This window comes from Agromyces sp. Y558 (assembly GCF_059445415.1).
The window spans coordinates 1-23743 of the sequence record NZ_JCAIUH010000001.1; the positions used below are offsets into that span (position 1 = coordinate 1).

Consider the following 23743-nt stretch of genomic DNA (forward strand, 5'->3'; position numbering starts at 1 on the left):
CCACAGACCCCACACCGGCATCGGCGGCCTCACACCCTCAGCCCGCGTTCACAACCTCACGGGGAAATACACCTAGGCATGGCAACGCGCCGTGGCTACGGCGGCGAGGAATCAGCGCTCGGCTGCGCGTCACCGTCGGTTGCAATCTCTTCCCCATCACTTCTCGCGAAAGCCATGCGTACAGCCGACAACATCCTCCCGTTAACCTGCGCAGCCCGCTCCACTCCAACCTCGCTGCTCATATAACGCTCCCAAGCAGCCTCAAGTTCTTCCCGAAAGCCATCCGAGTCTGAATGGACGTATGCTACCGTAGGTAGTTGCAAGAATCTGAGCTAGCTCGGAGGGCGGCAATGAAAGGCGGCGTGATCCTGTTCCGGGGTTCCGGGGTAGACGCGCGCCGCTACCTCGAGTCCGATCGATCCCGCGCTGACGAGTACTACCTCGAGGGCGGGACATCCCCCGCCGAGTTCCGGTCGTCGGCGGCGATGGCGCGGTGATCCGCGAAGGCGCGCTCACCCCAGACCAATACGCGCTGTGGGTGGACTGGATCAACCCGCTCACCGGCGAGTCGATGGGCAGGCCCCGCCTGCCGGGCGACGGCCGGCAAGGATCGCCGCGGTTTGCCGAGATGGTCGTGAACGCACCGAAGTCGCTGTCGATCGCAGCGGCCTTGCACCCCGAGGTATCCGTCGCCCTCGACGTCGCGCAACGCGACGCGGTCGCCGCGATCCGCGCCTGGCTCGGTCAGCATTCCGTCACTCGCGTCGGCCCGCGCGGAAGCCAGCGGGTGCTGCCGATCGAGCAGCTGGAGACCGTCGGCGTCTCGCACAAGACATCGCGGGCCGGCGACCCGCACCGACACATCCACTTCCAGATCGGGACGCGAGTGTGGGCATCCGACGCATGGCGCGGCCTCGACACCGCGGCGCTGTTCCGACAGCAGGGCGCGATCCGTTCGCTGGGCACGGCCGTCATCGCCGCACACCCGCAGCTTGCGGCCACCCTCGATGCCCACGGTCTCACCCTCGATCCTGTGACCGGCGAAGTCGCGGAGGTGCAGCCCTTCAACGCCGTGATGAGCAAGCGAGCCGAGCAGGTCGCGCGCAACCTGACGCACTTCGAGAAGGAGTGGCGCACGACGCATCCCAACCCGGAGCCTGGCCCGGCCGCGATGTCGCGGCTGATCGCGATGGCGTGGGATCACGAGCGGCCGCACAAGCGGCCAACCTCTCTCGGCAGCGAGGCGGCATGGCGTGTGGAGCTCGAGGGCGCCGGCTACCGACCCGACCTCGAACGCGCACCGGCGCACCCGCCGGTGTCGCTGGATGACGTGAGTATTCGGGATGTCGCATCGCGCGCGCTCGACCGTTGCGCGGCTGCCGCGTCGACTTGGACGGTTCACGACATCCAGGAGCACGTCGCACGCATCATCACGGAAGCCGGCGTGCGCGCCGACCCCGAGCCGCTGCGCGAGCTCGTCAATCTCACGACACAGTTGGCGGCGGATGATTGCCTGTCGGTCCTGCCACCCGACAGCCCGCATCCCGAGCACGTCGCCCACCTCACGAGCCTGCACGTCATCGCCACCGAGACCCGGCTGCGCGACCTGCTCACGGCACGCGCCCCGCATGCCGGCTTCGGCCGCGCGCCGAACCTGATGCACACCGCGCGCCGCCACCGGCTGGACCCGGCGCAGGCGCGAGCGGCCTCGGCCGTGGCATCCACCGACCCGCTCGTCGTCGTGGAGGGCGCCGCTGGGGCGGGCAAGACGACGATGCTCGCCGCTGCGATCGAGGCCGCCGCCGCGCATGGCCGAGCGACCCGCGTGGTCACGCCGACGAAGAAGACCGCCGAAGTTGCGCACCAGGAACTCGGCGTTGCAACTGACAGCGTCGCGAAGCTCGTGCACGAGCACGGCTGGCGCTGGAATCGCGACGGCGTCTGGACCCGGCTGGCCGTTGGTGACATCGACCCCGAGACGGATGCCTCGTACGCCGGCCCCGCGGCATCCGCTCGTCTTGCCCGTGGCGAGCGGATCGTGGTCGATGAAGCGGGCATGCTCGACCAGGACACGGCGCTCGCGCTCCTGACCGTCGCCGATGAGCACGGCGCCACCGTCGCTCTGGTCGGCGACCGTGCGCAACTCGCGGCGATCGGTCGCGGTGGGGTGCTCGACATGGCCGCGCAACTCCTCCCCCGCGTGCACCGCATGACGACCTTGCACCGCTTCGCCGACCCCGCGTATGCCGCGCTCACCGTGCAGATGCGACGCGGCGAGCATCCGGTCGCGTTGTTCGATCGGCTGCATGCGCTCGGGCTCGTTGTGATGCATGAAAGCCCGGATGCCATGCAGGAGGCGCTCGCGCGTGAATGGCGCGACGGGGATGCGGTCACCGTTGCGACGAACGACGAAGCGCGCGAGCTGAACGCGCACGTCCGCGACGAACGAGTGCGGGCTGGGGCAGTCGACGACCACCGCACCGCGACTGGCCGTGACGGCCTGAGCATCGGACGCGGCGATGTGATCCAGACCCGGCAGAACGATTCGGTGGTGCGCGTGGCGAATCGGCAGAGTTGGATCGTCCAGAGCGTGGGCGACGACGGCGCGGTGTGGGCGAAGGAACACTCCGCCAGTCGGAGACAACGCATTGTGCGGCTGCCGGCGGCGTACGTCGCCGAGCACACCCATCTGGCGTACGCCTCGACCGCTTACGGAATGCAGGGCGCCACCGTGCGCGAGTCCCACACGATCCTCGGCGATGCCATGGACGCGGCAGGCGTCTATGTGGGCATGACCCGCGGACGTAACTCCAACCGCCTGCACGCTGTCGCAGCCGATCTGGATGACGCGCGCGAGCAGTTCGTCCTCGCACTGGAACGCGATCGCGCCGATCGTGGACTCGAGAACGCGACGGCCGCTGCGCGAGAGTCCGTGCGCGGCCTCTCGAACGGGGCGGAGAAGCGGCGTCGCGAAGCTCGCCTGCCGGACGGAACCAGCTTTAGTCGGGACTCCACAACCCGGAGCACGCCGGAAGTCGGCCTGAGCCGATGAGGTGCAGGTTCCGCGCTGACTTGGCACCCGCGGCCACGTACCCACGAAAATGTCAGCGATTCAGAGCGTCGAGTTCCGCGGGAGATGACATACCGTCCTAGACGGCTCAACACTTGACGCTGATAGCCGCTCGCGCAGCAGATACGCGGCTTAGCCCGGAAGCGGGTGCATCCGCGGGGCGGCTGCGCACCGATATAGTCCGGTCATGCATTGCGATCTCCTCCACCTCCTCGGACCGTTGTTGGCCAATACTTGGGAGTTCGTGAAGGCTGCCGTCGTGCCAATTCTCGCGGCCGGCTTAGCAGCCGGGGTCGTGGCATGGCAGATTCGGCAAACGGATCGGCACCGCGTCGCCGACCGCAGGTCCGATGCGCTCGCTCTTGCGTTTGAGCTCTTCAACGCGCAAGCGCAACTTGCGCTCGTTTGGCCCCCGGGAAACCGAGCTTCGCGTATGCTCGATCTCACAACAACGCACACGCGCGCACTAGCGAAGATGCCTCTCGAGGACCGAGACGTGGCGTACTGGATCGGACGAGTGCGAAATGCGATCATCGCCGAGATTGAGCAGGCAGATCGGCTTGGCGAGCAGAATCTGCAGGTCATGGGACATCATCGCGCGAGGGCAGCCAATATAGCTGCGCATGCTCAGGAAGACGCGATCGGCTGGCTTCGCGGAGACGTGCCATCCTCGTGGTTCGCGACGGAGGGGTCAATTCGCTGGGGGTCTGAATAGGGGTCCTTCCGCGATGCCATCTTGAGGGGATGCAACTCGGGCCCGGCTGTGGGAGTGTGTCGAGTTGGAGGTGCTCGGTTACGAGTTGGTCAAGCCCCTGGTAGTGGTGTAGTAGTCGGTGAAGGATCGTTCAACCGATAACGTGACAGAGTGATCGAGCTCCGTGTCGGCGCTGAAGCGCCCGCTGCCCGTGCTGTGTAGGTCGAACTCCGGCGCGCGCTAGAGAACGTCCGGGGAGGGGAAGCCCAGCCGGTGGGCCGCCTGAACGCTTGGCGAAGCTGGAGCGCGTCGGCGCCGGCTCGCGCCAGAGCGCAGTTCACCGAACGGAGCATCCGCGACGTCATGCTCGGTGCCCAGTTCGAGATGCTCCAGACGATGGCAGTCGCGGACTATGGATCCGGCTTGAGCTTCCTCATCGACGCAGAGATCGACGCACGGATCCAGGCGCTCGATCTCGCGACGCAGCAGCTCGACGACGAAGTGAGTAGCTGGGGCCGCGGGAACCCAACAATCATCCTCGACACAAACGTCCTCGTCGCTGCTGGGCCCAGAACGACCAAGATCCGGTGGGATGACGTGGTGAACAAACCGACGAGGAGGGCGAACTTCGTCGTCCCCATCCAAGTCATCGAGGAACTCGACCGACTGAAGGACCGCGGCCCGGACCAGACGCGAAACAATGCTCGCGTCGCACTGAGATGGCTCGGAGAGCTCGTCTACTCCGGCAACAGCCCTGCGAAGTTCATCCCCGATGACACGGATTCCGGTGCGACTATCCGGGTGTGGGTCGACGACAACGAACGGACGCCTCTACCGGAGGTCGACCGCGACATCATCTATCGAGCGGGACAACTGCAGCCCTTCGCGTCAGAGACGTTCATCGCCTCGATGGATCACAGCATGGTCTTCCGCGCTCGCGCCTACGGGCTGAAGGCCGTACACGTCGAAAACGATCACATTCCTCCGCGCGAGGACGCTAACGTCTGACTGCGCTTGGCCGCATGGCAACTCATCCGCACCGGGTCATGCACGGTCTAACTGCTGGGGCTACGCCAACCAGTCGCCGAGACTGTCGACGACCCATTTCCACGCGCTGTTGTACGCGGATTGCTCCATGCGGGCGCCGTTACGGACGAGGAAACCCTTGATACGCTCACGCGCACGCAGCCGCGCTGCGGGAGGCGCACCCGTATCCGCTAGCTCGCGTGCGCTTGTCTCCAGCTCATCGACGGAGTCTCCGCCGACCTGACGGATAAGTTCGATGATGTCCGCCGCTGGCGTGCCGAGCGTGACGGGGCCGTTCAGATTCTGAGCGACGATTCCCTCGACGCGCTGTATGACCTGGACGTTAATCACTGACGGACTGCCGGCCTGCGCTCCCAGCTGATTTGCTGAACCGGATAGCCCCCTCGTCACAGGGCTCGCCTCGAACGGCGACGTCGGAACAAGCTGGCCGACCAGATCACCCAGCTCCGAAGACGCTACCTCAGGCACCTCGTCGACGAGCTCCGACTCGAGCTGCTGCTGGATGCCGAGGATGAGCCGTTCCCGCGTGTGCTTTGTGTCGACGAGCACCCTTCGCGCAGCCCGGGCGTACTTCTGCACGAGCTCGCTCGCTCGCGTCGGCGCCACGCCCGCGCCCTGGAGCATTTCTTCCGCAGACGCAGCGTCCTCGACGAGGTTCAGAAACCGCGCGAACTCCTGGAGCTCATCGCCTATCGTGTCTGCGGTCATCCCCGGCTCGCCGAAGAACTCGACAACGCGGCCGCTTGGGGTCCTGTATCCGGACTGCCTCACGGTCTGACCCTTTACTGAGCCCAGCCAGTCATGGAACAGCTCGAGCAGGCGCGCGAACTCGTCCTCGTAGAGACGGCCCGCCGGCACGTAGATCCTGAAGAGCAGGTTGTTGAGCGTGTCCTCGACGAACGCCGTCGCGAAGACGGAGGCCTCAGCATTGCGCTTGTAGGTCGTCACGGTCAGCCCGTGCGAAGCGAGGCGTTGCTGAACTCGCTCCCCCAGTTCTTTTGGGAGCCTCCCGAAGTATTCTCGCGCCGCGAGGTCATTCCACTCGACGCCGTCCCAGTCGGACACTTCTCCCCACTCTGTTTCGCCCTCCCAATCGCTCTGCCGCTCGATCTTGACACCCGATGTCACCTCGAGATCACGGGGGCTCATGACCTCTTCGTGAACCAGCAGCAAGTAGGGCTTGGTCACAAGGCGTTCGAACATCGCGTCGGCGGCAGCGGCGTAGTCGTGGCTGACGATTCGCGCAAAGTCCCGAGCGGTCAGCTTCACGAGGGCTCCTGTGAGATCAGGGTGCTCAACGAGCTCGGCGATCCGCCCCCAGTTCCTAGGAGTGGAGCTCAGCGACTTCGAGACATATGTACTGCCGGCAGTGCGGATCTTGCTGGTGACGGACTCACTGAGAACCGTACCGACGCCGAGATAGAAGCCTGGGATATTCGTCACGCAGTCATTGTGTCAGTGAGGCGTCCGGTCACGCGGAACTGGTCTGATGTCGGGAGGGCCCCTGTACGCGGGGCACTGTGCCTGCGCCACTTGCGGGTGTTTGGCCGAATAGATCCCACTACTTGATAAGGAACCGGGAGTTCTGATCCGCAAGGTCCTCCGTTTGGAGATCCGCATACCGGCGGTGCGCCTGCGCATGATGCGAGAGGTCACACGGAACGCCTTCACCCGAAATGACTCCGAAATCGGCTTCGAGTTCTTGAAAAATCACACCCGGAGCGTTAGTATCCAAGCATGAGATCGCGTGAGGCGCTCCGAGTGCTGGCGGAGGTAACCGAGTCCCAGTGGGGCATGGTCACCTCAGCACAGGCCAGCGCGCGCGGCGTCAGCCATATGAATCTCACGCGGCTGACTGAGTCCCGGGATCTGGTCCGCCTCTCGCACGGCGTCTATAAGGATGCTGGCGCACCGGGCGGGCAGCACGAAGAACTGCGCGCGGCGTGGCTGGCAACCGAGCCCGCGAAGCTCGCCTACGAGCGACTCGGCGAACGCCCGGGGAGCGCCGTCGTCTCCGGAGAATCAGCAGCTCGACTCCACGGCATCGGCGACCTGCGGGCGATGAAGAGCGAGTTCACAACCCCGACCCGCAAGCAGACCCAGCGAGCAGACGTCCGATACCGAACCCGAGCACTGCCCGATCAGGACGTCACAGTACGCGAAGGCCTGCCCACAACGACTCGAGAACGTACGATCGCCGACCTAGTCGAGGATCGCCACGACTTCAGCATCGTCGGCAACGCGCTGCGCGACGCGGCCAGGCAGTCCCTCCTGGACGTGGGCCGGCTCACCGAACTCCTGAGCCCACTCGCTGAGCGCAACGGCCACCGCAAGGGCGATGGTGATGCGCTGCTCGAAGAACTCATGCGAGTCGCCGGGCTCGATCACGAGAACATCGCGAAGCAGATCGCCTCGATCCCCTCCCTCGGCGGTCTCGTCGCAGCGCAGTATCTTGATAGCCTGCCGAAGATCGACACCACGAGCGGACTCGCTGCCGAGATCGCGTCGTCAGGCGCTGCGAGCGCCCGCGATCAGCTCGCGGAGCAGCTGCGCGCGGCAGATTGGGCCTCACTCGCGCTGGCCTCGCAACCCCAGAACGAGGAGGCGCCGTGACCGAGCCAGAGCCCGAGCGATACGCAAGCCCCGGCGCCGTCGAAGCCGCGATCACCGCAGCAGCTCGCAAGGCATTCGCCGCGGACCGCTCCCTCACGATCCAGGAACGCGTCCGGCTCGAATACTTCCACCGCTTCCTCAGTCGGGTGTTCTCCGATGCAGACGACTCAGACTGGACACTCAAGGGCGCACAGGCATGCTGGCTCGCGTCGCCTCCGCGCGCACGACGACCGATGTCGATCTGTTCCGTCGCAGCCGTTCCTTGAACGCGGCGCTCGAGGAACTTCGGCGTCTAGCAGCCGTCGACCTCGGCGACTTCTTCCGCTTCGACTACACCGGGTACTCGAACGCCGTCGATGGCAACCAGCAGACGTACACCGAGGGCTACCAGGTGAGCTTCGACATCTCCATCGGTGCGAAGAAGAAGGACAACTTCCACGTCGACCTCGTGGTGAACGTCGCCATGACCGATGAAGTCGAGATCGCTCAGCCGGCGAATGCGCTCGAGCTGCCGAAGCTCCCGAGCAACCCGTACCGGCTCTACCCGGTCGTCGACCAGATCGCCGACAAGGTATGCGCGACGCTCGCGCTCTACAACGGCCGCCCGTCGAGCCGCGAGAAGGATCTCGTCGACCTCGTGGTCTTGGCCCGCACCCAGAACGTCGACGCGACGAAGCTCCGCCGCGCTTTGGACGTCGAGGCCAGTGTCCGCTCCCTGGCCTTGCCCGACGCATTCGACCTCCCTGCAACCTGGGGCGCCCGGTACGCGAAGCTCGCATCGAAGGTCCTCGCCTGTGCCGATTTCGGCACCGTCGACCTCGCGCGTGATCTCATGCACGTGTTCATCGACCCGGTAATTCGCGGCGAGACATCCCGCCTCACGTGGTCTCCGGAATCCCGCGCTTGGACTTGACCTCGCAGCGAGCACGATCGGCTGTACGCGACGAGAGTTCTACTCTCGGCTCATGATTCAGTCCGGCCGAGCCACACTGACCGTCTCGTCGTCGGAGACTGATCGAAAGTCTGGCCGCGTCGCTGATCACCACACCTGGAACGTGGACACCGGCGAGGTCAGCAACACGACCGAGACCGGACGGGCACTCATGCTCTTCGAGCGCTTGTCGCCCTGATCCAGCCTGCGCTCGGGCAGGTACCGAACCTTCCGCTCGACTGCGAACCTCGCATTTGGTGGTCAGCGTACTCGGATTCGGTTCAGGGCGGATTCGTGCTGCCTGCCGACCTTGCGGCAGCCATCGCGGAGTTCGGCGTGGACGTGTACGGCACGGTGTACCTCGACGAACCTGATGGTGCTGACCGGGAGACACCAACTCCTTGATCCCGTCTCCGCGCATCGCCGCTTATGCTCGCAGCATGGTTCAGCTCGGAGGCAAGGCGCTGCAAGGTGTCGGATGGTTCGTGCTGCTCGTGGTCAGAGGCCTTCTCCTGTGGGCTCTCGTACCCGTCGGATTCACAGTCTGGCTGCTCGTCGGCTGGATCGCGGACGTCAGACTTGGCGCCGTCCTCGGTTGGCTCGATCTGAATCTCATCGCCGCACTTCAGCGAGTACTCGTTCTGCAACGAAGCGGCGACGGGTCGATGGTTTCCATCAAGTTCGTGCCATTGCGCTCACTCCCGTCCGTCGAGCATCGCGTTAGCGTGCTCGACCCTCTCTGAGCGTTCGAACGGTCTCAGCAGCGGTGCCAGACGGGTTGGATTCGACGCCGAGCGAGGCTCGCGCTCATCGAATCTGTGCCATTAATGTGCCATTAAATGCACGAAAACGAACTGAAACCAACTGAGACCATTCGGAAGAATCCCTGATCAGCGCGATATCATGTCCATAAGAATTGAGCGAAAACGGCCCAGGCTCACTGAAAATCGTGAGGTCACGGTGCCATCAACTTCGGCAGGTGACATCGGGTATGCCGATGCACGCGCCCCGCCCGAAGCTCGTCAAGTCCGGAAGGCGCTCGGCGCACGGTCGCTTTCACTGTGGCGAGCCAAGTAATGACCACTAAGATCGCCATTAACCCGTATAATGACGACTATAATGGTCACTATTAGAAGGGATACCCCATGGCGTCCGAGCTTCCCGCGGTGATCCTGAGGTCCGCCCGCGAGATCGGCCAAGACTTCGTCGGTTGGCGGAAGGTCCTCGGCCTCACCGCCGCGCAAGTCGCAGACCGGGCCGACGTCACGCGAGACACCCTTCGCAAGCTCGAGCATGGCGATCCGAGCGTGAGCTTCCACGTTGTGCTGCGCGTGGCGCGCGCCCTCGGCATTCTCGACACGCTCACGACGGCACTGGATCCGCTCGATACCGACCTCGGCCGAGCCCGAGCGGGCCAGCTCGAGCGGAAGCGCATCCGATGACGCTCTACGATGCGCTCGAAGTCCACGTCGAACTCGACGGCAGAACAGTGCTGGCCGGCCGCGCGCAATTCCATCGCAGCCGCGGCAACCTTACTTCGACGACCTTCCAGTACGACCGGGCGTACCTCGAGCACGCGACGGCGTACCAGCTTGATCCCGCACTCCCTCTTGTCTCCGGCACGCAGCAGACGTCTGGGCTTCCCGGCGCATTCGCGGACTCGGCGCCGGATCGTTGGGGTCGCAACCTCATCAAGAAGCGCGAGCGGGCCCTCGCCCGCCAGGAGTCACGAAGACCACGCGACTTCGACGGCGCGGGCTACCTGGCCGGCGTCAGCGACATCACCCGCCAAGGCGCGCTCAGATATCGGCCCGGTGAAGACCCGACTGAGCCGTTCCTCGACCCTGGCCACGGTGTGCCGCGGATGATCCGCCTGCCCGAGCTCCTGCGGGCGGCGGACGCGGCCGCAAGTGACAACGACGACGACTTCGAGGCGGTGACGGCGCTTCTCGCCGCGGGAACCGGCTCGCTCGGCGGAGCCCGGCCGAAGGCTGCGGTGTTCGACGAGGATGGTCGCCAATTGATCGCGAAGTTCCCACACCACGAGGACGCCTGGGACGTCATGGCCTGGGAAGCGACGGCGCTCGACCTCGCGGCCGCCGCCGGTGTTCGGGTCGCACGCCATCGTCTTGTACGAGTCGATGGCCGACATGCGCTTCTGCTTGACCGGTTCGACCGCGATGACAACGGCCACCGCATCGGATATGTGAGCGCGATGACCATGCTCGAGCACCGCGACGGAGAACACGCTGACTACGTCGATATCGCCGATCGCCTGGCAGAGATCAGTGCTCGCGCGACGGATGACGCACACCAACTCTTCCGCAGGGTCGCCGTCAGCGTCGGGCTGAACAACACCGACGACCACCTCCGCAACCACGGCTTCCTCCGCGCTCGAGGCGGTTGGACTCTGAGCCCGGCCTTCGACGTGAACCCGAACCCCGACCCCGAGTTGCGCCAGACCACGATCGCCGGCGCCGACCTCCCCGTCGACGAAGCAGACGGGCTGATCGAACTCGCCCGCGCCTGTCGGTTGTCCGCGGCCGAGGCACGGGCCGTACTCGCCGATGTGGCTGACGCGCTCGCCGGGTGGCGCGAGGTCGCGAGCGGGAACGACGTGCCGCAGTCGCAACTCGCGCGCTTCGAGGACTCGTTCACTGCCGGGCTTCGCACTCTCCGCGAAGCCTGAGGTCCTCTTCTCAAATCCCACCTTCGTGCTGAGATAGTCACGCACACCGAACCCGAGTGCTGCCGAAGCAGGATCTTACGGTGCGAGAGGGCCTGCCCACGACGACCCGCGAGCGCACGAGCGCCGACCTGGTCGAGGATCGGCACGACCTCAGTAATGTCAGCAACGCACTGCGTGATGCAGCCAGACAGTCCCTGCTGGATGTGAGCCGACTCGCTAACCTCCTGAGCCCGCTCGCCGAGCGCAACGGCCACCGCAAGGGTGACGGCGAGGCGCTGCTCGAAGAGCTCATGCGAATCGCTGGGATCGACCAGGTATCGATCGCCAGGGCCCTGCAGCCGAAGTGAGCGTGCCCAATCGACCCTCATCTCGTGCCGCGTAAGCGGTCGTTGACGAGTGCGTCGGCGACGAGGATGATCATCGGCATGGGCACGAAGACTGCTCCGCGGCGGCGCCCCAGGCGCCCGGCGTCACGGTTGGCCGAGCGATGGACCACCGTCGACGGCATCGACGTCTTCTATCGGGAGTCGCCCGTGCCGCCGGATGCTCCGGCGATGATGCACCTGCACGGCTTCGGCCTCTCCGGCCGGTACTTGCTCCCGACGGCTGAGCGACTCATGGACGAGTTCCACACCCTCGTTCCCGACCTCCCGGGGTTCGGCCGGAGCGGGAAGGCGCCGGACGCACTCGACGTGCCGGATCTCGCGCACGCCGCGGCAAGGTTCCTCGACGACCGTCAGATCGAATCGGCCACGCTGGTCGGCAACTCGATGGGCTGCCCGGTCATCTTGGAGCTCGCGTACCACCACCCCGAGCGCCTCGAGCGCGCCATTCTCGTCTCGCCTGCGGGCGGACTGCACAACCAGCCGCTGCGCCGTGCCGTGGGCCAGCTCACCCGTGACGGCACGCGCGAACCGCCCCGGATGATGCGGGTGGCCACTCCCGACTACCTGCGATTCGGCGTGCCGAGCACGTTCAAGATGTTCCGCGCCCTCACCCGGTATCCGTCACTCGAGCGGTTGCTCGAGCTGCAGATTCCGACGCTCGTGGTCATCGGCGACCGGGACCCGCTGATGCCGGGCCCGGCCCGCGTGAAAGAGGTGGCCGGCCGCACCGACAACCATGTACTGCTGGTGATGATCGAGGGTGCGGCGCACGCGATCAACTTCAGCCATCCGGGCGAGCTCGCGCACCTCATCCGCCTGTTCATGGCCGACCAGCCGATCGTCGACGATCCCGCCTCGCCGGGGCATTCGCGCTCGTACGAGATCCACCGCGGAGCGTTTCATCCGCCCACGAAGGAGCAGTAGGGCCGACGCCGCCATCGGTCGACGGCGTCGGTCGACGCCGTCAGTCGGCGACCGGATCCAGCCGGAACGTCGTCGCGACCACCTGCGGGCCGACGACGGTGCCGACGATCTTCGGTCCGTGGCGGTCGTACTTCGCGTGGTAGGCGGCGTCGATCGCGTCGTGCATGTCGGCGGCAGCCTCGACGAACGACACGTCGCGTTCGACGCCGCCTGCGCGGATGCGTCCGATGCCGCTCGACTGCGCGCGACGGAACCACGGATTATCCGGCCCGTACGCCGAGCGCACGAAGATCTCATCGCCGACGCGTACGACCCAGATCGTCACGTACGGGCGCAGCGTGCCGTCGGATCGTCGGGAGGCGACCTGCAGTTCTTCCGCTCGGCCGATGCGGTCGAGTTCGTCGGTGGTCCATGTGCTCATTGCGTGTCCTCTCGCTGAGATAATTCTTGCGCGGACCGGCGACCGGCGGCAATGGGTGCCACCTGCGGACTAACGGCGCGATGAGCGCCTCGAGCGCCTCACGGGCGTCCATGGCGCGGTAGCCGTCGGGGTCTCGGCGAGGCTGACGGTCGGTCGAATGTCTCCTGGGTACCGGATGTCTCGTCGGTACGTAACCAATGAACGCGTGCTCGCCGGTCTGAGTGAGTGCCGGGTCTCCCGGGTACTGTCAAGTGCCTCCCAGCCGACCGCCGCCAGGCGTAGCGTCGGGGCCATGGAACGCCAACCGAAGACTCCCAGCACAAAGGGCCCCGCCGAGCTGTTCACTGGCGACGTCTACTTCGACGTGATCGCCCGCGGCGAGGCGCCGTCACGACTGCGCGTCAACCTCGTGCGGTTCACGCCCGGTGCCCGCACCGCGTGGCACTCGCACTCCCTCGGCCAGACCTTGCACGTCACCGACGGCATCGGCCTCGTGCAGGCCCGCGGCGGCGACGTGATCGTCATGCGGCCCGGCGACACCGTGTACACGCCGCCGGGCGAATGGCACTGGCACGGGGCATCCGCCGACTCGTTCATGTGCCATCTCGCGATGTGGGAGGACGACGACGCCACCTGGGGCGATCACGTCACCGACGAGGAGTACGCCGCGGCACGGGCCGACTGAGCTGCGCGAACCACCGACGCGCGATCACGAGCCCATTACGACCCGCCCGTCAAGGGGTTGGCCGGCTCCACCACCGGTGCGAGCATCGTGGCATGGACGAGCAGAACAAACCGATCCAAGACGGTCACGACGACGCGAGCGACGACCAGAAACGTGACGGCATCATCGCGCAGGTCCGCTACGACCTCGGCCTCGGCGCCGTCGACGACTTGCGCACGATGATGCGACAACGCCTCGAAGACGCCGGCCTGCCGGCGAGCGCCGAGCACGTCGAAGCCGCGGTCGCGGTCGTGGAAAATCAACAGCCACGCGATTGAGCCGACCCGGCGGGTGACCTTCAGAACAGCAGCGGGACCAGCTGAATGCCCAGCCCACTCGACACGAACCGCATGCGACGGTCGCCGGTGAGCTTCGACACCCAATCGAATCGTCCGAGGTCTGCGATCTCGACGAAGTCGCCCGAGCGGCCCTCGGCCCCGAAGCCCACGCGCAGTCCGTCGTAGTAGTCGGACTCGAGTGGTTCGGTCACGAGTTCGACGTGCGGCAAGGCCACCGCGAGTCGGCGCAGCACGCGCTCGCGGAGCGCATCGCCGCGAACACCGGTGCGCACGACCGCGCGCCGATGCGGGAACTCGACCGGCAACGCCGTTGCGCATTCGTCGAACAACCGGTCGAATACCGCGAGTTGTCTCACCACCGCCTGCACCTCGAACTCGTCGTCGGGAAGCCCTCGACCCGCCTCCGCGAGCGCGAACAGACGGAAGTGTCGCGAGCGGGCGCCGTCATCGTCTTCGCCGCCGGCGAGCGGCTGCGCCCGCAGAGTCTGGTGCACGGTGGCGAGACTCACCGCCGCATCGGCTCCAGCGAGTCGCTTGGCACTCTCGAGGGCGAGCACGTTCGTGGGATCGGAGACGACCTCGGTGTTCCGAATCGTCGAGAGCGTGCGATCCTGCGAGGTCGGGGCGACGACCGAGTTCGTGCCGAGCGGCGCGACGGGCGAGAGCAGAAGCGCGTCGAAGTCGGGCGCCGACTCGAGCGCCAGCCGGTCGAGCGTGTTCGCAAGGCGCAAGTCGACGGCGCTCGCCGCGACGAACTCGTCGTCGACGTACTGGGTGAGCAGGTCGACGGGCCGCCGACGCCCGGCCTGATCACGCAGCAACTCGAGCAGCGCGCCGCGCGTCTGGCTCGGGGAACCGCGCATCATGCGCGGGTCCACTCCAGCAGTCGTTCGGCCGGCCAGGTCGTGACGATGCGTTCGGCAGGCACGCCGTTGGCCGCGGCCCGCGCCGCGCCGAGTTCGAGGAACGTCAGATGCCCCGGGGCGTGCGCGTCGCTGTCGATCGAGAAGAGGCAGCCGACTTCGAGCGCGAGTTGGATGAGCTCGTCGGGCGGGTCCTGCCGCTCAGGTCGCGAGTTGATCTCGACCGCGACGCCGTGCTCAGCGCACGACTCGAACACGGCTTGCGCGTCGAAGGTCGACTGCGGACGCGTGCCCCGCGAACCCTCCACGAGTCGGCCCGTGCAGTGGCCGAGCACGTTCATGTGCGGATCGGCGATGGCCCGCAGCATCCGCTTCGTCATCTCCGGCGACTCGGTGCGGAGCTTCGAGTGCACGCTCGCAACCACGACGTCGAGGCGGTCGAGCATCTCGGGAGTCTGGTCGAGCGCACCGTCGAGCAGGATGTCGACCTCGATACCACGCAGCAACCGGACGCCACCGACCGCGGCCTGCACATCGTCGATCAGCTGTTGCTGGGCGACGAGCCGCTCGGCGCTGAGCCCGTTGGCGACGCGCAGGCTCGGCGAATGATCGGTGACCGCGAGGTACTCGAGGCCGATCGATTCGGCCGCGCGGGCCATCGTCTCGAGACTCGTCGTGCCGTCGGACCAGTCGGTATGGCTGTGCAGGTCGCCGCGCAACTGCGTTCTGAGGCCCGTCGGCGCGCCCGCCGGCTCGAGCCCTGCGCGGGAGCGCAGCTCGGCGAGGTAATCGGGCACCGCGCCACCCGTCGCCTGGGCGATGACGGTGAAGGTGGTCTCGCCGATGCCTTTCGTGCGCTGCAGCCGCCCGTCGCCGACGCGAGCGGCGACCTCGTCGGCGCCGAGCGGGCGAATGACGTCGGCAGCGCGACGGAACGCCTTCGACTTGAACGCCGAGGCGCGGTCTCGTTCGAGCAGGAACGCGATCTGTTCGAGCGCCTCAACGGGATCCATGGCCCCATTGTGCCGCGTATCGGTGCCCGCCGCTCCACGCTTGAGTCGGCGGCATCCGCAGCTCAGTACGCCGGGTACATGTCGATCGCGCTATTGATCGCGTTCGTGACGATGACGATCACCCAGGCGATGATGCCGACCGTCAACACGACGGTCAGTGCGATGGCTGCGGCCATCGGGAGGAACCCCCGACCCGCCTGCTGCCGCACGACGACCGATCGGCCGATGACGTACACGAGGGAGGAGAGGAACGTCCAGGCCCAGTGGAAGCGACGCTGGTAGCCGAGTCGCGCGAGGGCTGCCCAGTCGCGGTAGGCGAACCACACGGCGAATCCGTAGGCGACCCAACTGGCGAGGGTCGCGAGGAGGGACCACGGGTCGGCGTACGGACCGAGAGCCGCGGCGAGCGGACTGTTCGACGTCGACGAATACATCGACCGCTCGATGTACCCATTGGCGTCCCAGAGGAAGAGCGGGAGCACGGCGAGCACGGGCAGCGCCACCATGAGCCAGATCCACAGCGTGTCGACCGGGGTGCCCTCGGGCACGCGGGCCTGCTGGTCTCCTCCGTAGGGAGCCGGCTGCCCGGCTACGTACGCCGGCGCGGCCGGATACGCCGTCGTCGCTGGAGCCACAGGGGCGACCGCGTACGCCGGCGCGGCGACCGGCGCGACAGGTACAACCGGCGCGACATGCTCGGTCCATTGAAAGCCGTTCCACCAGCGCTGACCGCCGGTGCCGCTCGGATCGGGATACCAGCCGGCGGGCGCCGAACGACCATCGCTCATCGATTCCTCCTAGGGTTTCACGCCATGCTACGGGCCCCCGGCTTCACGCGACGACGCGGGTGAGACGCTCATCACGCGCACTGCGAATGCGTCGAGCTTCGGGAGGGCGAGCCGTGCCCGCGCCTCGGCATCGACAGCGATCGCCTCCACGTCGTGGAGGGTTGGATCGCCGGCCACCGCGACGACCGCGTCGCCGCTCAACCGGTGGCCGCTCCAACGGAGCCGCACGACATCGACCGCGGTGACCCCGGGAGTCTGTGCGAGCGAATGCTCTGCGCGATCGAGCAGCTCGGGCTCGATGCCGTCCATGAGTCGGCGGCCGACGCTGCGCACCGTGCCCCAGAGCAGTACGAGGATCGCCACGACGATCACGAGCCCGACGATCGGATCCGCGAGAGGGAATCCGAGCATCACGCCGACAGCGCCGATCACGACCGCGAGCGACGTGAAGCCGTCGGTGCGGGCGTGCACCCCGTCGGCGACGAGTGCGGCAGAGCCGATGCGCTGCCCGACCCTGATGCGATAGATCGCGACTGCCTCGTTGCCGAGGAAGCCGATCACACCCGCCGCCATGAGCCAGCCGAGATTCTCCACGGGCTGGGGATGCACCAGCCGATCGATCGACTGCCACGCCGCGACGATGGCGGATGCCGCGATGACGAGGACGATGAAGAGACCGGCGAGATCCTCTGCGCGGCCGTAGCCGTACGGGTAGCGCCGTGACGCGGCTCGCCGGCCGAGGACGAACGCGATCCAGAGCGGCACTGCAGTCAGCGCATCGGAGAAGTTGTGCACGGTGTCGGCGAGGAGCGCAACCGAGTTGCTGACGAAGACGATCGCGAACTGCAGGATCGTCGTGGCGAGGAGAACGAAGAGGCTGATCTTGAGGGCACGGATGCCCTGCCGGCTCGACTCCAGCGCGTCATCGACCGAGTCGGCCGAATCGTGGGTGTGCGGCAGGAAGAGCTCGTGCAGGAATCCGCGGATACCGCGAGGGTGGTCGTGGTCGTGCACGTGGTCCTGGTCGTGGGCGTGCACATGATCGTGATCGTGCACGTGCTCGCCGGCCGGTCCGTGCACGTGTGCTTTGGATGCATCCGTCACGCTGTCGCCTCCGTAGCCGACTCGATGTCGTGGTGCCGGGGAGTGCCGCCGAGCGAGTGCTCCGCCTGGAGGATCGCGTCGGCGACGAGCTGGCGTGCGTGTTCGTTCTCGAGGCGGTAGAAGACCTTGGTGCCCTCGTGCCGGGTCGCGACGATTCGTGCGAGGCGCAGCTTCGCCAGATGCTGGGAGACCGCCGCGGGGGCTTTGTCGACGAGGTCGGCGAGCAGGTTCACCGAGAGTTCGCCGCGGTCGCGGAGCGTGAGGATGATGCGGATGCGGGTGGCATCGGCCAGCATCGAGAAGACCTCGACGGCGAGTTCGACGTACTGGCTGTCGGGCGAACCCCCACCTATCTGCGTACCTGCATCCATACGCAGATTATGCCACGGGCACCGTCCGCCTGTCTCGATTCAGCGCGGTCTCGGTCGGGCGAGCGGATGCCGCTACAGCTCGACGACCGTCATGCCCGAGCCCGCTCCCCCGGCCTTGCCCATCGCAGCGAGCGCCTTCGGCACCTCGTCGAGTGTGATGCGACGGCCGACGAGCTCGATCGGCCGGAAGTCGCCCGAAGCGACCGCGCCGAGCATCGACGGGTACTCGTGCGCGGCCATGCCGTGGCTGCCGAGGATCTCGAGTTCACCCGCGATGACGGCGTCCATGGGCATCGCGGCGAGCGCGGAGTCGCCGACCATGAGCCCGATCTGCACGTGCCGGCCGCGCTTCTTGAGGCTGCGCACCGAAGCGAACGAGGTCTCGGTGCTGCCGAAGGCGTCGACCGAGACATCCACCCCGCCGCCGGATGCCTCGAGGATCCGTTCTGCCGTACCCTCACCGCCCTGCACCGGTACCGCGCCGAGACCCTCGGCCGCGGCGAGCGCGGCATCGGAGACGTCGACGCCGTAGACCTTCACACCGGCGGCGACGGCGATCATGATGGCCGAGAGGCCGACCCCGCCGCATCCGTGCACCGCGATCTGCTCGCCGGGAGCGAGCCTGCTTCGAGAGACGATCGCCCGGTACGCGGTCGCGAATCGGCAGCCGAGCGAAGCCGCCTCGACGAAGCCGAGCGATTCGGGCAGGCGGATGAGGTTGAGCTCGGCCTCGTCGATCGCGACGTACTCGGCGAACGACCCCCAGTGCGTGAAGCCCGGCTGCGACTGGGCGTCGCACACCTGCTCGTTGCCCGAGCGGCATTCATGGCAGCGTCCGCAGGCGCAGATGAAGGGTGCCGTGACACGATCGCCGACAGCCCAACCCGAATCTGCTGCGAGCTCTGAGCCGAGCACCGCGATCTCGCCGGCGAACTCGTGGCCGGGAACGTGCGGCAGCGACACGGCGTCGTCGTGACCCATCCAGGCGTGCCAGTCGCTGCGGCACACACCCGTCGCCCGAACCCGGATGACGGCGCCCCTCGGCGGACAGGCGGGCTCCGCCACCTCCACGAGTTCGGGTTTCTCACCGAAGGCGTTGAAGAGCACAGCGCGCACAGGAGTCCTTCCGTATCGGGTCACCCATCGACAGGCTCAGGGTGAGCGGATGTCGGCGGCGCTGCTCATGGCATCGTCACCTGATTCGCGCGCGCGACAACCGCGAGCCTATCGGCCTTCGGAGGGGTGCTCGCGCGCCCGGCGGCCCGCCGACGCCTGAACTCGGGAGGAGATGCGGCCTATGGGGCCGTGCGGCGCCGGTGCCGCTCGGGCTCGGCGATCTCCGATGCCGTGCCGAAGCGGCGGCGATGCCAGAACCCGATCGCCTCGATGAGCACCCACGCGATCGGCACCACGATGGCCACGTCGATGAGCGTGTCGAGCGGCAGCGGCACGAACTCGAGGAACGTCACGGCGATCGGCACAGTGAGCACGAGCACGAGCCCCACGACCATGGCGGCGAGCACGCCGGCCTTGATCCAGGTGAACGGCCGGGAGAGCACGGCGAGGATCCAGAGGCCGATGAGCGCGAGCGTGATCGTGCACGCGGTGCGCACGATCTGCTCGTCGAAGCCGAGCACACGGGCGTGACCCGAGACGACGGCGATCGAGACGGCGACGACGAGCCCGGCGGGAATGGCGAACGACAGCGAGCGCCGCAGGAACCCCGGCACGTAGCGCCGCGTATTGGGCAGCAGCGCGAGCAGGAACGCCGGGATGCCGATCGTCAGCCCGTCGGTGACGGAGAGCTGCCGGGGCAGGAACGGGAACGGCCAGAGGAGGATGCCGAAGAGCACCGCCATCGCGATCGCATACGCGGTCTTGGAGAGGAAGAGCATCGAGACGCGCTCGATGTTCGCGATCACGCGTCGCCCTTCGGCGACGACCCCCGGCATGTGCGAGAAGCTGCTGTCGAGCAGCACGATACGGGAGACCGCCTTCGTCGCAGCCGACCCGGACTCCATCGCGATGCCGATGTCGGCCTCCTTGATCGCGAGCGCGTCATTGACCCCGTCGCCCGTCATCGCCACGGTGTGCCCGCGTGCGCGGAGCGCCCGCACCATCGCCCGCTTCTGCGTGGGCGTGACTCGACCGAACACGAGGTGCGTGTCGAGCACGTCGCCGAGCTCGTCGAGATCCTCCGGCAGGTCTCGCGCGTCGAAGCCCTCGCCCGCGTCGAGGCCGACCTCGCGGGCGACCGCCGCGACCGTGCGCGGGTTGTCACCCGAGATGACCCGCACGGCGACGCCCTCCTTCGCGAAGTAGCGCAGGGTCGAGGCGGCGTCGCTGCGCACCGCCTCACGGAAGGTCAGCAGGGCGACCGGGGTGAGCCCGTCGGGCAGGCGCGCGGCGGCGGCATCCGCTTCGCTGAGCGAGATGGGGGCGTGAGCGAGCAGCAGGGTGCGCCGCCCCGACTCGGCGAGCTCGCCCGCGCGTTCGAGGGCAGCGGATGCCGCGGCATCCGTCACCGCCGAATCGCGCAAGACGAACTCGGGGGCGCCGAGCACCCACGTGCCGGGAGCGCCGACGGACTCGTCGAAGGCGACGGCACTCCACTTGCGGGCCGAGGAGAACTCGATGCGCGCTGCAGGCTCGAGCGGCGCCTCGAGCGTGAACTCATCGGCGAGACTCCTGGCGGTCGCGTTCGCGTCGGGCTCGGCGCCGTTCCATGCGAGGGCGAGCCGCCACCCCTCGGGCGGGGCATCGCCGAGCGGATGCACGCCGTCGAACCGTACCTCGCCGCTCGTGAGCGTGCCCGTCTTGTCGAGGCAGATGAGGTCGACGCGTGCGAGCCCTTCGACGGCCGGCAGCTCCTGCACGAGCACGTTGTGAGAACCGAGTTTGACCGCGCCGACCGCGAAGGCGATGCTCGTCATGAGCACGAGGCCGAGCGGAATCATCGCGATGACGGCGGCGACGGATGCCACGGCCGCTTCGTGCCACTGCCCCGTCTCGATGGCGTGGCTCCAGCCGCCCGCGGCCACCATGTTGGCGTTCACGACGAGGAGCATGATCGGGAAGATCGCCCACGTGATCCACTTCAGGATGCGGTCGATCGAACTGCGGAGCTCCGATCTCACGAGGGAGAACCGCTTCGCCTCGGCCGTGAGCTTGGCCGCGAAGGCCGCGTCGCCCACGTCGGTGACGATCGCCCGGCCGCGCCCGCCGATGACGATCGAACCCGAGAGCACGCGGTCGCCCGGCCCCTTGTCGATCGCCTCGGACTCGCCCGTGAGCAGCGACTCGTCGACCTCGAGTCGCACCTCGTCGACGAGTCGGCCGTCGGCCGTGACCTGATCGCCCGAGCGGAGGATGAGCACGTCGTCCTCGACGACGCCGCGCACGTCGATCTCGCGCTCCACGCCGTCCCGCACGACATGGGCGCGCGGGGCGTGGAGCAGGGCGAGCTTGTCGAGCGCGCGTTTGGCGCGGTACTCCTGCACGACGCCGATCGCGGCGTTCGCGATCGCGGCGATGCCGAAGAGGGCGTCCTGCCATCGCCCGAGGATCAGGAGAAGCAGGAAGCCCGTGACCACGATGCCGTTGAAGAGGGTCAAGACGTTGGCTCGGAGGATGCTCCAGATGCTGCGGCTCGACGCGTCGTTGGAGATGTTCACCCGGCCGTCGCGCACTCGGGCCTCGACCTCGGCGGCGGTGAGGCCACGGTCGGGATCGGTCACGGCAGGTTTCACCACGAGCTGTTCATCGCTCATCGACGCCCCCGTTCGACCCGCCCCGGATCGAGTCTCGCACAGCGTTCGCGCCGACGGGAGGGAGGCGCAGCACCGGTGATTGTGTAACAATGTGCCATGCGATTCGTGACCGCCGTGCTGCTCGCGGCCGTCTGCTTCGGCACCACGGGCACCGCGCAGGCCCTCGGTCCCGAGGCGAGCGCGACCTCGGTCGGCGCAGCGCGGATCCTCATCGGCGGCGGCGGCCTCGGGCTCATCGCCGTGATCGTCCACTTCGCCGGGCGCCGACGCGGTGCGGTCGGGACACCCGCCGCTCGGGCGCCCGGCGGGGCCACGCGGCATCCGCTGCCCGCCTGGCTCATCATCATCATCGGCGCTGCCGCCGTCATCGCCTACCAGCCTGCGTTCTTCGCGGGCACCGCGGCGAACGGAGTGGCCGTCGGCACCGTGGTCGCTCTCGGCTCGGCTCCCGTGCTGACCGGCGCGCTCGACTGGGCGCTGCACCGCCGCTACCCCGGCCACCGCTGGGCGGTCGCCACCGCGATCGCGACCCTCGGCGTCGGCATTCTCGCCGCGGCGACCGGCGGTGGCGCGTCGGGTGGTTCGGGAGCTTCGGATGTTTCGGGGGCCGACCCGCTCGGCCTCGCCGCCTCGCTCGGCGCCGGCGCCTCGTACGCGGTCTACACCCTCGCAGCCAAAGCCCTGCTCGACCGTGGCTGGAGCGGCACGACGAGCATGGGAGCACTCTTCGGCGTCGCCGCCGTCTTCAGCCTCCCATTGCTTGCTTCGACGGATGCCGCGTGGCTCGCGACCGGCCCCGGGCTCGCCATGGCCCTCTGGTTGGGGCTCGTCACGACGACCCTCGCCTACCTGCTCTTCGGATACGGGCTCGGCGGGCTGGCCCCCGCAACGGTGTCGACGCTCACGCTCGCGGAGCCGCTGACGGCCGGCATCCTCGGCGTCGCGCTGCTCGGCGAGGCGCTGCCACCAGGCGCGCTGCTCGGGCTCCTCCTGCTCGCCGCCGGCATCGTCGTGCTCGCCACCGCCGGTGGACGCCGCGCACCGCGCGCCGCGGCGGTGTCACCCCGCAAGGGTGCCTGATGCGCGCGGCGGTGGTCGCCGCAAGGGGCTTCGCCGACCCGTTCCGAATGTCTGCTGCCGACGCTAGCTTCGCTGCATGGACATCATTCTCATCCCCGGATTCTGGCTCGACGCATCATCGTGGCAGCGGGTGACGCCGGTCCTCGAAGAGGCCGGCCACCGCGCGCACCCGTTGACCCTTCCCGGTCTCGAGTCGGCCGATGCCGACCGAGCGAGCATCGGCCTGCGCACCCACATCGACGCCGTCGCCGCCATCGTCGACACATTCGAAGACCAGGTCGTGATCGTCGGCCATTCGGGCGGCGGCGCGATCGCGCACGGCGTGGCAGACGCCCGACCCGACCGCATCGTGCGGGTCGTCTACGTCGACGCCGGTCCCCTCGCCGATGGCGACGTGATCAACGACGAGTTCCCGAGCGAGGGCGCCGACCTGCCGCTGCCGCCGTGGGAGGCGTTCGGCGACGAGGACCTCGTCGACCTCGACGATGAACTTCGCGCAGCATTCCGCGCCCGGGCGATCCCCGAGCCGGCAGCCGTCGCCACCGAACCGATGCAGCTCAGCGACGAACGACGCTACGACGTACCGGTCACGATCATCGCGAGCGAGTTCCCGAGCAAGCTCCTCGCCGAGTGGATCGCCGCGGGCTCGCCGTATACGCGCGAGCTCGCGAAGATCAAGAACGTGAGCTACCTCGATGTGCCGACCGGACACTGGCCGCAGTTCACCAAGCCGGTGCAACTCGGTCAGGCGATCGTCGCGGCGATCGCCTGACTCGAGCCGTATAGGCGAATCCTCGCGTTCATACGGCAGCGTTCACACTGCAGACGAACGCGGATTCGCGAGCTCTGACCAGCCGCCGCAAGCCCCCCGTTTTGGGTAAGGTGTCGACGCTAGCAGGCGAGTAGCGTCAGGGGCAACATCCTCCCGAAAGGATGTCGCACGACCGGCTCGTCGA

At 67.6% G+C, this 23743-nt stretch carries 23 protein-coding genes; 14 read left to right on the forward strand and 9 right to left on the reverse strand.

Translation table 11 applies throughout. The annotated features are described in order from the left end of the window. Nucleotides 1–493 precede the first annotated feature (493 nt). Together mobF and AC1C2T_RS00010 are read left to right on the forward strand one after the other, a co-directional pair. On the forward strand, nucleotides 494–3052 hold the full coding sequence (mobF, locus tag AC1C2T_RS00005; RefSeq protein ID WP_495383772.1) for a MobF family relaxase: 2559 nt from the start codon (nucleotides 494–496) through the stop codon (nucleotides 3050–3052). A 1075-nt stretch (nucleotides 3053–4127) separates the two neighbouring features. Beyond that, complete coding sequence (locus AC1C2T_RS00010) at nucleotides 4128–4772, forward strand: PIN domain-containing protein (RefSeq protein WP_495383773.1); 645 nt, start codon at nucleotides 4128–4130, stop codon at nucleotides 4770–4772. Between the two features lie 60 nt (nucleotides 4773–4832). Here AC1C2T_RS00010 and AC1C2T_RS00015 read toward each other — a convergent pair whose 3' ends face one another. Beyond that, nucleotides 4833–6254 carry a hypothetical protein gene (locus AC1C2T_RS00015; RefSeq protein WP_495383774.1) on the reverse strand — a complete coding sequence of 474 codons (1422 nt, stop codon included), beginning with the start codon at nucleotides 6252–6254 and terminating at the stop codon, nucleotides 4833–4835. Nucleotides 6255–6548: 294 nt separating this feature from the next. On the opposite strand from AC1C2T_RS00015, the gene AC1C2T_RS00020 reads away from it, so the two are divergent. The 8 genes from AC1C2T_RS00020 (at nucleotide 6549) to AC1C2T_RS00055 (ending at nucleotide 12354) form a co-directional block, all read left to right on the forward strand. Next, a complete protein-coding gene (locus tag AC1C2T_RS00020; protein WP_495383775.1) occupies nucleotides 6549–7424 on the forward strand; it encodes a type IV toxin-antitoxin system AbiEi family antitoxin domain-containing protein in 876 nt (291 codons plus the stop codon). A 196-nt stretch (nucleotides 7425–7620) separates the two neighbouring features. Next, the gene (locus AC1C2T_RS00025) at nucleotides 7621–8337 is read left to right on the forward strand and encodes a nucleotidyl transferase AbiEii/AbiGii toxin family protein (RefSeq protein WP_495383776.1); all 717 of its coding nucleotides are present in this window, start codon (nucleotides 7621–7623) and stop codon (nucleotides 8335–8337) included. 52 nt (nucleotides 8338–8389) lie between these two features. Next, entirely contained in the window at nucleotides 8390–8554 is a 165-nt protein-coding gene (locus AC1C2T_RS00030; protein ID WP_495383777.1) for a hypothetical protein, read from the forward strand. A gap of 241 nt (nucleotides 8555–8795) precedes the next feature. Next, a complete protein-coding gene (locus tag AC1C2T_RS00035; RefSeq protein ID WP_495383778.1) occupies nucleotides 8796–9098 on the forward strand; it encodes a hypothetical protein in 303 nt (100 codons plus the stop codon). A gap of 402 nt (nucleotides 9099–9500) precedes the next feature. Then, a complete protein-coding gene (locus AC1C2T_RS00040) occupies nucleotides 9501–9797 on the forward strand; it encodes a helix-turn-helix domain-containing protein (protein ID WP_495383779.1) in 297 nt (98 codons plus the stop codon). Then, the gene (locus AC1C2T_RS00045) at nucleotides 9794–11044 is read left to right on the forward strand and encodes a type II toxin-antitoxin system HipA family toxin (RefSeq protein ID WP_495383780.1); all 1251 of its coding nucleotides are present in this window, start codon (nucleotides 9794–9796) and stop codon (nucleotides 11042–11044) included. Before AC1C2T_RS00040 ends, AC1C2T_RS00045 begins: the two co-directional genes overlap by 4 nt. 80 nt (nucleotides 11045–11124) lie before the next feature. Next, nucleotides 11125–11391 carry a hypothetical protein gene (locus tag AC1C2T_RS00050; RefSeq protein ID WP_495383781.1) on the forward strand — a complete coding sequence of 89 codons (267 nt, stop codon included), beginning with the start codon at nucleotides 11125–11127 and terminating at the stop codon, nucleotides 11389–11391. Nucleotides 11392–11469: 78 nt separating this feature from the next. Next, nucleotides 11470–12354, forward strand: coding sequence for an alpha/beta fold hydrolase (locus AC1C2T_RS00055; protein WP_495383782.1), 885 nt, complete (start codon nucleotides 11470–11472; stop codon nucleotides 12352–12354). A gap of 40 nt (nucleotides 12355–12394) precedes the next feature. On the opposite strand, the gene AC1C2T_RS00060 is transcribed toward AC1C2T_RS00055, so the two are convergent. After that, complete coding sequence (locus tag AC1C2T_RS00060) at nucleotides 12395–12775, reverse strand: DUF2255 family protein (protein WP_495363293.1); 381 nt, start codon at nucleotides 12773–12775, stop codon at nucleotides 12395–12397. A gap of 292 nt (nucleotides 12776–13067) precedes the next feature. Here AC1C2T_RS00060 and AC1C2T_RS00065 point away from each other — a divergent pair, with 292 nt between their 5' ends. Together AC1C2T_RS00065 and AC1C2T_RS00070 are read left to right on the forward strand one after the other, a co-directional pair. Then, nucleotides 13068–13460: a (R)-mandelonitrile lyase gene (locus AC1C2T_RS00065; RefSeq protein WP_495363294.1), complete on the forward strand. Its 393-nt coding sequence runs from the start codon at nucleotides 13068–13070 to the stop codon at nucleotides 13458–13460. A 92-nt stretch (nucleotides 13461–13552) separates the two neighbouring features. Continuing rightward, nucleotides 13553–13777 carry a hypothetical protein gene (locus AC1C2T_RS00070; protein ID WP_495363295.1) on the forward strand — a complete coding sequence of 75 codons (225 nt, stop codon included), beginning with the start codon at nucleotides 13553–13555 and terminating at the stop codon, nucleotides 13775–13777. A 20-nt stretch (nucleotides 13778–13797) separates the two neighbouring features. Here AC1C2T_RS00070 and AC1C2T_RS00075 read toward each other — a convergent pair whose 3' ends face one another. The 7 genes from AC1C2T_RS00075 to AC1C2T_RS00105 all read right to left on the reverse strand — a co-directional run bounded on the left by AC1C2T_RS00075 (nucleotide 13798) and on the right by AC1C2T_RS00105 (nucleotide 21707). Further along, nucleotides 13798–14664, reverse strand: a complete 867-nt coding sequence (locus tag AC1C2T_RS00075) for a hypothetical protein (protein ID WP_495383783.1) — start codon at nucleotides 14662–14664, stop codon at nucleotides 13798–13800. After that, entirely contained in the window at nucleotides 14661–15674 is a 1014-nt protein-coding gene (locus AC1C2T_RS00080) for a PHP domain-containing protein (RefSeq protein ID WP_495383784.1), read from the reverse strand. Before AC1C2T_RS00080 ends, AC1C2T_RS00075 begins: the two co-directional genes overlap by 4 nt. 62 nt (nucleotides 15675–15736) lie before the next feature. Then, the gene (locus tag AC1C2T_RS00085) at nucleotides 15737–16462 is read right to left on the reverse strand and encodes a DUF2510 domain-containing protein (RefSeq protein WP_495383785.1); all 726 of its coding nucleotides are present in this window, start codon (nucleotides 16460–16462) and stop codon (nucleotides 15737–15739) included. Between the two features lie 27 nt (nucleotides 16463–16489). After that, nucleotides 16490–17566, reverse strand: coding sequence for a cation diffusion facilitator family transporter (locus tag AC1C2T_RS00090; RefSeq protein ID WP_495363299.1), 1077 nt, complete (start codon nucleotides 17564–17566; stop codon nucleotides 16490–16492). Further along, nucleotides 17563–17937: an ArsR/SmtB family transcription factor gene (locus tag AC1C2T_RS00095; RefSeq protein ID WP_495363300.1), complete on the reverse strand. Its 375-nt coding sequence runs from the start codon at nucleotides 17935–17937 to the stop codon at nucleotides 17563–17565. Before AC1C2T_RS00095 ends, AC1C2T_RS00090 begins: the two co-directional genes overlap by 4 nt. A 72-nt stretch (nucleotides 17938–18009) precedes the next feature. Continuing rightward, nucleotides 18010–19053, reverse strand: a complete 1044-nt coding sequence (locus tag AC1C2T_RS00100) for an alcohol dehydrogenase catalytic domain-containing protein (protein ID WP_495383786.1) — start codon at nucleotides 19051–19053, stop codon at nucleotides 18010–18012. 179 nt (nucleotides 19054–19232) lie between these two features. Then, complete coding sequence (locus AC1C2T_RS00105; protein ID WP_495363302.1) at nucleotides 19233–21707, reverse strand: HAD-IC family P-type ATPase; 2475 nt, start codon at nucleotides 21705–21707, stop codon at nucleotides 19233–19235. A gap of 96 nt (nucleotides 21708–21803) precedes the next feature. On the opposite strand from AC1C2T_RS00105, the gene AC1C2T_RS00110 reads away from it, so the two are divergent. Beyond that, nucleotides 21804–22787 carry an EamA family transporter gene (locus AC1C2T_RS00110; RefSeq protein ID WP_495383787.1) on the forward strand — a complete coding sequence of 328 codons (984 nt, stop codon included), beginning with the start codon at nucleotides 21804–21806 and terminating at the stop codon, nucleotides 22785–22787. A gap of 76 nt (nucleotides 22788–22863) precedes the next feature. Beyond that, on the forward strand, nucleotides 22864–23559 hold the full coding sequence (locus AC1C2T_RS00115) for an alpha/beta fold hydrolase (RefSeq protein ID WP_495383788.1): 696 nt from the start codon (nucleotides 22864–22866) through the stop codon (nucleotides 23557–23559). The last annotated feature ends 184 nt before the right edge of the window (nucleotides 23560–23743 follow it).